The 6,983-nt window shown below is 73.1% G+C and carries 6 protein-coding genes and 1 tRNA gene; 3 read left to right on the top strand and 4 right to left on the bottom strand.

Features of this window, described 5'->3' with window-relative positions; all coding sequences use genetic code 11:
* Positions 1-24 precede the first annotated feature (24 nt).
* From ABWK99_RS11735 to ABWK99_RS11725, 3 genes are all read left to right on the top strand, one after another.
* Positions 25-97: transfer RNA gene (locus tag ABWK99_RS11735), tRNA-Asn, on the top strand.
* A gap of 148 nt (positions 98-245) precedes the next feature.
* Positions 246-1,532, top strand: coding sequence for a putative bifunctional diguanylate cyclase/phosphodiesterase (locus tag ABWK99_RS11730; protein WP_372594886.1), 1,287 nt, complete (start codon positions 246-248; stop codon positions 1,530-1,532).
* A complete protein-coding gene (locus ABWK99_RS11725; RefSeq protein ID WP_372594885.1) occupies positions 1,529-2,881 on the top strand; it encodes an EAL domain-containing protein in 1,353 nt (450 codons plus the stop codon). Before ABWK99_RS11730 ends, ABWK99_RS11725 begins: the two co-directional genes overlap by 4 nt.
* Before the next feature lie 9 nt (positions 2,882-2,890).
* Here ABWK99_RS11725 and ABWK99_RS11720 read toward each other — a convergent pair whose 3' ends face one another.
* The 4 genes from ABWK99_RS11720 to ABWK99_RS11705 form a co-directional block, all read right to left on the bottom strand.
* Complete coding sequence (locus ABWK99_RS11720; protein ID WP_372594884.1) at positions 2,891-4,528, bottom strand: ABC transporter permease; 1,638 nt, start codon at positions 4,526-4,528, stop codon at positions 2,891-2,893.
* Positions 4,525-5,457 carry an ABC transporter ATP-binding protein gene (locus ABWK99_RS11715; protein ID WP_372594883.1) on the bottom strand — a complete coding sequence of 311 codons (933 nt, stop codon included), beginning with the start codon at positions 5,455-5,457 and terminating at the stop codon, positions 4,525-4,527. Before ABWK99_RS11715 ends, ABWK99_RS11720 begins: the two co-directional genes overlap by 4 nt.
* 67 nt (positions 5,458-5,524) lie before the next feature.
* The gene (locus ABWK99_RS11710) at positions 5,525-6,193 is read right to left on the bottom strand and encodes a NifU family protein (protein ID WP_372594882.1); all 669 of its coding nucleotides are present in this window, start codon (positions 6,191-6,193) and stop codon (positions 5,525-5,527) included.
* The coding region (locus ABWK99_RS11705) for a nucleoside recognition domain-containing protein (RefSeq protein ID WP_372594881.1) at positions 6,194-6,983 on the bottom strand (790 nt) is incomplete at its 5' end.

Below are 6,983 nucleotides of genomic sequence, written 5' to 3'. Positions count from 1 at the left end.
CATCGGGTAGCATCTGAGCCGCGATCCCGCGTAGCTCAATTGGCAGAGCATCCGACTGTTAATCGGACGGTTACTGGTTCGAGTCCAGTCGCGGGAGCCCTCCTCGAACAGCCCGGTACCGGGCTTCTCCCGCATGAGCGGCCACGGTCGTCGCGGCGCCGCCGGCCACCCGGCCGAGTCCGTGGGAATGACAGGACCTCGCCCCGGATGCTCATGGTCCGGCCAGGGATGCCGATACACCCGGGGTGCGCCCCTCGACCCCGGACCCGTCGCGGGACGTCCCCGACGGTGGTCCCGGACGGCGTGGGACGCGAGGCCTGGGGGCAGCGACCTCGACCTTGCTCCGTCTGAGCGACTCCGCGCCCGTCGCGATCGTCGTCGTCGCCCTCGAGCTCGCCCTCGTCACGGCCGTCCTGCTCGCCGTCGGTGGCCCACCCCACGCGGTGCTCAACCTCTACTACGTGCCGATCGCCTACGCGGCCTCGGTCATGGGCTGGCGCGGAGCGATCGGCGCCGCCGGCTCAGCAGGGCTGCTCGCCGGCCCTCTCAGCCCGGTGCTGCTGGGGGCATCCGCAGCCGCCGATCCGACCTGGCTCGTCCGCGCCGTGATGTACGTGGCGATCGGACTGTTGATCGCCACCCTCGCCGGCCAGTCGCGGTACCCGCTCACCGCTGCGCTCCTCGACGGTGCCGCCGCGCGGCGCATGCGCCGCGGACTGGAGCGGCGGAGGTTCGCCGCGCACGTCCAACCGATCGTCGACCTTCGCTCGGGACGGGTCGTCGGTGCCGAGGCCCTCTGGCGCTGGCGGGACAGCAGCGGCGAGGCCGTGCCGCCGTCGACCTTCATCCCGGTCGCCGAGCGCACGGGCGTCATCCTCGACATCGGTCGATTCATGCTCGCCGAGGCGACCCGGCAGTGCGCCGAGTGGAGCGCTCAGGACCTGGGCCACCTGGTCGTCAACGTCAACGTCTCGGCGGACCAGCTCTCCGACCGCGGGTTCCTGGGGGACCTCTCGACCGCGCTCGCCGCCTCCGGCCTGCGCCCCGAGCAGCTCTGCATGGAGATCACCGAGAGTGCCATCATCCGGAACCCCGAGGCGGCCCTGACGACGGTCCGCACGGCACACGACCTCGGCGTCCGGATCGCCCTCGACGACTTCGGCACGGGCCAGTCCTCGCTGGCCTACCTCCAGGACTTCCCGATCGACATCATCAAGATCGACCGCGCCTTCGTCTCGAACGTCGACTCGGACCCACGGTGCTCGAGCCTCGTGCTCGCGATCATCGAGATGGCCCATGCGCTCGGCGCCGTCTGCATCGCGGAGGGGATCGAGCGGGAGTCCCAGCTCACCTCCCTCGCTGTGCTCGGCTGCGAGCAGGGCCAGGGGTACTTCCTCGGTCGCCCGGGCCCCGCTCCCGCACCGGGCGAGGGCTGGCTGCTCGGCGCGACGCGCGCCCCGCAGCCCGAGACGGATGTCCCCGGCCGGACGCAGCACCCCTCGACCCCACGGCCACGGAGGAGCGACTCATGAGCATCCCCCCACAGCCCGCTCCCCCCGGGGAGCACGGCCCTCCGGTGCCCGGTGCGCAGGAGTTCGAGGCGGCGCTGCGCACCGAGTCGCGCCGCTGTGCACGGTCCTTCGAGCCGTTGTCCGTCCTGCTCGTCGACGTCGAGGGGATCGACGAGGCCCCTGGCTCGCCTCAGCAGGCCGCGGCGGTCCGCGCCGTCACCCTCGCCGTGCGCCGCTCGGGTCAACGCGCCGGGGACGTGCTGGCCCACCTCGGGGGACGCGCCCTCGGCCTGGTCCTCCCCGGGGTCGCCCAGGAGGGCGCGTTGGCCGTCGCGAACCGCCTGGTCTCCGTCATCGGGGCGCTGCGCCTTCCGGAGGCGACGGGCCTCACCGCACGCGTGGGTACGGCCACGTCCTCCCACCTGGAGGTGAGCCTCGATCCCGACGTGCTCCGCAGCCGTGCCGGCGAGGCCCTGAGCGTCGCGCGCGCCTCGACCCGGCTGCTGGCCAGTGCCTGGGACGAGTCGCTCGACGAGCGTGCCGAGGCGGTGGCCGAGCTGGCCGACGCCGTCGCCGCGGGTCAGGTCCACCTCGAGTTCCAGCCGACGATCGACCTGCGCACCGGGGCCGCGACCTCCTTCGAGGCACTCATGCGGTGGGACCATCCCGAGCACGGGCCCCTGGCGGCAGCGGAGATCCTCGCGATCGCCGAGGGCTCGACGCTGGTCCGCGAGCTCGGCCGCTGGGTGCTGGGGCAGGCGGTCGGTCAGCTCGCCGCCTGGACCGCCGAGGGGCTCGACCCGGCGGCTGAGCTGCGCATCGCGGTGAACGTGGCCGCCCCGCACCTGGCGGACCCGGCGATCCTCGACGACGTCCGCGACGCCCTGCACGGCACGGGGATCGTGCCCAACCAGCTCGAGCTCGACGTGCCGGAGACGGTCCGGGTCGACACCGGGCCCGCGGCAGCACATGCGCGCACGCTGCGTGCCACGGGCGTGCGCATCGCGATCGACGACTTCGGCACCGGCTCGACGGGTGTGCTCCAGCTGCCGCGGCTCGCGGTCGACGTCCTGAAGATCGACCAGAGCCTCGTCTCCTCGGATGACCCCGGGATCCAGACGCTCGTCGGGGTGATCCTCGACGCCGGCCGGGCCTTCCGGCTCCGGGTCGTCGCCGAGGGTGTCGAGGACGACGGCCGACTCCTCGCCCTGCGCGCCGCCGGTTGCGACGCGGCCCAGGGCTTCGTCTTCACCCGTCCGCTGCCGCCCGCAGCGGCGGCCTCGTGGCTGCGCGCCTGGCGCACCGAGATCGCCGCGGGCCGCTGGAGCCGGGTCGAGGACATCCAGGGCCGGCAGACCACCAGCGCCTGAGCCGGGCGCTCAGCCCACGGGCCGCAACCGGGCCCGCGCCTTCGTGCCCTCCCAGGCGAAGCGCCACGCCACGACCAGGAGCGCGACGAGGGTCCACAGCACCAGCATGCCCAGGTGCCCCGGGTCCAGGCCGCCGACGAGCGTGGGCAGGAGGGCTGCCTCGGTGATCGAGGCCGTCGCATGCCGCAGCGGGAAGACCCAGGACACGGCCTCGAGCGCTGCCGGGTACTGCACTCCCACGATGAACACGTCCGAGAGGAACGACAGCGGGAGCAGGAACCCGAGCGAGATGCCGATGACGCTCTGCGCCGAGCGCACGAGCGAGACGACGGCGAGTCCGAGGGCGGCGAAGCAGATGGCCGCCAGCACGACGACGAACAGGATCGCCGGCCAGGCGACCGGGAACGGCGCACCGTGGACCACGGCGGCGGCCAGGTAGCAGCCGGCGACGGTGACCAGCGAGACCACGACGGCCCCGACCACCCGACCGGTGAGCAGCGCCCATCGGGGAAGCGGTGTCCCGTGGGTCCTGGTGAGGGCGCCACTCCCCCGCTCGTCGGCGATGCCCTCGGCGATGCTCACGAACCCGGTCACGGCCGCGCCGTAGATCGCCATGGTGCCCGCGAGGAAGGTCGGAAGGGCAAGTCCGTTGTCGAGCACGGCCCCTCCGCCGCCGCTGGTGGCCGGGATGAGGACGACGAGCAGGATCGGGAACGCGACGGAGAAGAAGACGGCCTCGAACTCACGGACGAGCCCCGCTGCCGTGTGCCGCACCTGGTCGAGGACGAGCGCCCACGCAGAGGGTCGTGCGTTGCGGCGCGGAGACCGGTCGCCCGCCGGCGCTCGTCCGACCGCTCCCGACCGGCGGGCGGCGGTCTCGCGGGAGGCCCGCAGCAGCCAGCCCGCGGCGACAGCTCCGGCGACGCCCCATCCGGCGATCACCGCGAGGTGCCCCCAGGCGAACCCCGATCCGGCGAGGAACGGGTTGAACGCGTCCCCGAGCGCGTTGACCAGATGCTTGAGCGGGAAGGCCCAGCCGATGTTCGAGAGCCAGGACGGCATCGCCGAGCCCCCGAAGTTGAAGATGTCGGAGACGAAGGCCAGGGGGATCACCAGGCCGTTGGTCAGCGCCTGGGCGACCTGCGGGGTCGAGGCGAGCGCCGCGACGGCGATGCCGAGGGCACTGAACGCGAGCGAGGCCGTCACGATCGTGACCAGGGCTGCGAGCAGGGTCCTGCCGAGGATCTGGATGTCGTAGAACACAGCGCCGACACCGAGCACCAGCACGGTCGACGCGAGCCCCAGGAGCATCGCGGCCCCCATCCGCCCGCCGAGCATCACCCAGCGGGGCAGGGGGGTGCCGTTCTGGCGCTTGACGACTCCTCTCGCGCGCGCCTCCGCGAGGCCGACGCCCAGGAACGAGAACGTCGCCATGACGATGCCGAAGGAGGCGAACGCCGGCGCGAGGAACTGGGCCACCCGGACGCCTGAGCGCTCGTCGAGCGTCTCGTTCCCCACGAAGGCCGAGATCAGCGCGAAGAAGAGCAGGGGGAAGCCGACCGCCAGGATGATCACGATCGGGGTGCCGCGCAGGACGGCGAACTCGTGCCGGATCTGGCGGCCCAGCATCCGCAGGTCGCGGCTCATGGTGCGTCCGCAGCCGTCTCGTCCGTCGGGGACGGCTCCCCGACGAGGTCCAGGTACACGTCCTCGAGGCTCGGCCGGGTGAGCGTCAGCCCGTCGAGGCTCAGCGAGCGTCCCACCGCCCACCCGGTGAGCAGGTGGATGTCCCTCGTCGCGTCGGGAGTGCGGACCTCGACCGTCGTCCCTGCCACGCGCAGGTCGGTCCCCACCTCGGGGAGATCGGCGGTCGTCACCCCCTCCGGCACCCGGAAGGAGATCACCGTCGACGCCCCTGCCGAGGCCGCGAGCGCCTCGGGGGTCCCGGAGGCGATCACCGTTCCGTGGTCGATGACGACGACGCGGTCGGCCAGGTGCTGGGCCTCGTCGAGGTAGTGCGTCGTCAGCAGGATCGTCGTCCCGAGGTCGCGCAACCGGTCGATGAGCTCCCAGGCCCGTCGTCGCGCCGACGGGTCGAAGCCCGTGGTCGGCTCGTCGAGGAAGAGCATCTGCGGGTCGCCGACGATCCCGAGCGCCAGGTCGAGCCGTCGACGCTGTCCGCCCGAGAGCGTCCTGACCCGCGCGTCGGCCTTCTCCCCCAGGTCGACGAGGTCGATCACCTCCTGCACGGCACGCGGGTGCGGGTAGTAGCCGGCATGCAGGCGGATCAGCTCGCGCGGGGTGAAGGACTCCTCGAACCCTGCCTCCTGCAGGACGACCCCGATCCGCTCCCGGTAGGCGCGCCCGCCCACCATCGGATCCGTGCCGAGCACCGAGACGCTTCCGGCGTCGGGCCGGCGGTACCCCTCGAGGACCTCGACGGTCGTCGTCTTGCCCGCACCGTTCGGGCCCAGCAGTGAGACGACCTCATGGGGCTCGATCACCAGGTCGAGCCCGTCGACCGCGACGACCTCCCCGTAGGTCTTGCGCAGGCCCTGGACGACGACAGCGGACACGGCGACCACCTCCGGTTCAGGTCTACCGCTTCACGCCTCCTGCTGCGAGAGGGAGCCGGGAGGACGGTCAGCGGCGCGCGGGAGGAGTGCGGAACAGGACGAGAGGTCGGCCGGTCGTCGAGCCGTCCCCCGCTCCGCAGTCGGCAGCCTCCGCACCCTGGTCCGACGCTCCCCGGCGGTCGACGACCCGGACCTCACGGAGCCACGGCGCGCCACGGCGCAGGTCCTCCTCGAGCCGTCGGTGCACGGTGAAGGACTGGGCCGGGCACCCGTGGCACGCACCACCGAGGCGCACCGAGACGATGTCGTCCTGCACGGCCACGAGCTCGATCCGGCCGCCGTGGCTCGCGGCATAGGGCCCGGCGCCCGCGACCACGAGCTCGGCCAGCTCGCGCAGCGCGGCGTCACGCTCGGCCACCGGACGGGCCGGCCGGGAGCGCAGCGCGGCGACCGTCTCCTGGACGGCACGGCGGACGGCAGGCCCGGCGATCGTCCACGACTGCCCCTCCGCAAGGGTCGTCGTGACCTCCTGCGCCCCGACGAGGGCCGTGGCGAGCAGACGGGTCTCGACGAGGCCCGCCAGCGCCGGCCCGCCATGCGGCTCGTCGGTGGCCGGCAGCGCGGGTCCGGGCACGTGCCAGCGCAGCGTCGCCGGGTCGCCCGTGCGCTCGGGGTGCACGGCGACGACGGTGAGCTCCCCCTCGTCCTGCGGCCCGTCGGGGGCTGTCCCCGTCACTCAGATCACCAGCTGGGTCACCGCGCGCGCGAGCCAGGCCGCGACCCAGGCCAGGGCGGTCAGGCTCACGAAGGAGAACGCCGGCCAGCGCCAGGAGTTGGACTCGCGCCGCATCACCGCGAGCGTCGAGACGCACTGCATGGCGAACACGAAGTACACGAGCAGCGCGACGATCGTCGGCGCCGTGAACACCGGCTCCCCCGCCCGCTCGCCGTCGGTGAAGGTCATCGTGCGGAGGACGTCCTGCGGGTTCTCCGGGTCCTGGGCAGCGGCGACCTGCCCCAGGGTGGAGACGAAGACCTCTCGGGCGGCCATCGCACTGACCAGGCCGATGTTGATCCGCCAGTCGAAGCCGAGCGGGTCGAACACGGGTTCCACGGCCTTGCCCACCGTTGCCGCGTAGCTGTGGTCCAGGGTGTACGCGGCGGCCTCCGCCGGCGCCATCGCCTCCGTCTCCGCGCTGCGGTCGGGGAAGGTGAGCAGGGCCCACAGCACGAGGTTCGCGAGCAGGATGATCGTGCCGACCTTGCGCAGGAAGACCCGGACCGGAGCCCAGACGGACTGCACGACGCTGCGCGCCGTCGGCACGCGGAACGGCGGGAGCTCGAGGTAGAAGGGCAGCCCGCCACGACGCAGGACCGTCGCCCGCAGCACCGAGGCGACGACCATCGCCGACACGCCACCCAGGAGGTACAGGGCGAAGAGCGCCAGGCCCTGGAGACCGAATGGCCCCCAGCGCGCGTCATCCGGCACCAGGAGCCCGGTGAGCAGCAGGTACACCGGGAGGCGT

Source organism: Actinotalea sp., assembly GCF_041597215.1.
Taxonomy (GTDB): Bacteria; Actinomycetota; Actinomycetes; order Actinomycetales; family Cellulomonadaceae; genus Actinotalea.
The sequence above is the reverse complement of the archived record's forward strand: the minus strand, read 5'-3'. Positions and strand labels throughout refer to the sequence as shown.